The organism is Microvirgula curvata (assembly GCF_054781615.1).
In genome coordinates this window covers 1-1,301 of the sequence record NZ_BAAGUB010000018.1, presented here as the reverse complement: position 1 = coordinate 1,301, position 1,301 = coordinate 1, and the positions used below count along the sequence as shown (strand labels likewise).

At 67.9% G+C, this 1,301-nt stretch carries 1 protein-coding gene; it reads left to right on the top strand.

Annotation, left to right across the window (positions count from 1 at the left end):
* Positions 1-1,301: toxin TcdB middle/C-terminal domain-containing protein (locus tag ACYVG8_RS09520; protein WP_460745629.1), on the top strand; the 1,301-nt coding region annotated here is incomplete at both ends.

The window sequence follows — 1,301 nt, the reverse complement described above, 5'->3', positions numbered from 1 at the left end:
CTGCCGCTGACGCTGGCGCTGTGCAGCCAGGTCATCGACCGCGATGCGGTGCAGGGGCACGCCGATACCCGCCGCTATGCCTATCAGGGCGGGGTGTATGACCCGACCGAGCGTACGTTCAACGGCTTTCGGCGCATCGACCGCAGCGACCTGGGTGATGCTTATGACGGCTACGGCCAGCCGCTGGTCGAACCGGCGCTGACCCGCTCGTGGTTCCACACCGGTCAGGCGAGTGACGCCAGTGACCGCAGCGACTACTACGCTGGCGATGCCCAGGCCTACACGCTGGGTGACACCCGCGTCACCAGCTGGGATGGCAGTGCCGACATCGCCCCCGGCCAGATCGACCCGCTCTGGCATCAGGCGCTGAAGGGGAAACTGCTGCACGAGGAAGTCTATCCGGCCGACATCAGCGATGCCGTGCCGCGGCGGGTCAGTTCCTCGCGCTGGCAGCTGCGCGTTCTGCAACTGAGTGCAAATGGGAAGGATGCTGTCGTCTCCCCGCTGCTGCTGGAAACACTGAGCGCCGACTACGACGACAGCGGCCTCGACCCGCGCTTCAGCCAGTCGGTGGTATTGAGCCGCGACGGCGACGGCAACATCACCCACCAGGTCCGGGCCCACTACCCGCGCCGGGCACAGGACCCGGCCTTCAGCGATCCGCTGCTGACGCCCGGGCAGCTGGCGGCGACCTACGACGACAGCCAGCAACGGCTGCGACTGCAGGAAGAGACACCGGGCTGGACCCGGGTGGTCGACGACAGCAACTGGCGACTGGGCCTGCCGACGCAGCAGATCGAACAGGCACTGGACTACCCGGCCAGCAGCGCCGGCAGCGGACTGAGCTTCGAGATCCTGTCCGCCCCGGACGGACTGCTGGGCCCCGATGCGCCGCGCACGCTGACCGGCTGGTGCACGCAAAGCTATCTGGGCAGTGACACCACACTGCTGGCGATCGGCCGGGTCACCGGGCAGCAACAGGCCCTGCTCGACGACAGCACCGCCCACAGCACCTACGACCCGGTGCTCGGCAGCGACCAGGTTGCCACGCAACTGCAGGCGGCCGGTTATGTATTGCAGACGTTGAACAAGCTCAACTACTGGGTGGCCCAGCGGCAGAGCGCCAGCTACGCCGATGGCAGCGGCTTCTACCGGCTGCAGACACTGCAGGCCAGTGCGCGCACCGGCGCCAGTACCCTGAGCTGGGACGCAGCCGGCTGCTGGCTGACCGGCCTGACCGATGCACTGGGCAAGCAGACCACACTCGCTTACGACGCCCGCTTCTGGCGTCCGGCACGCCT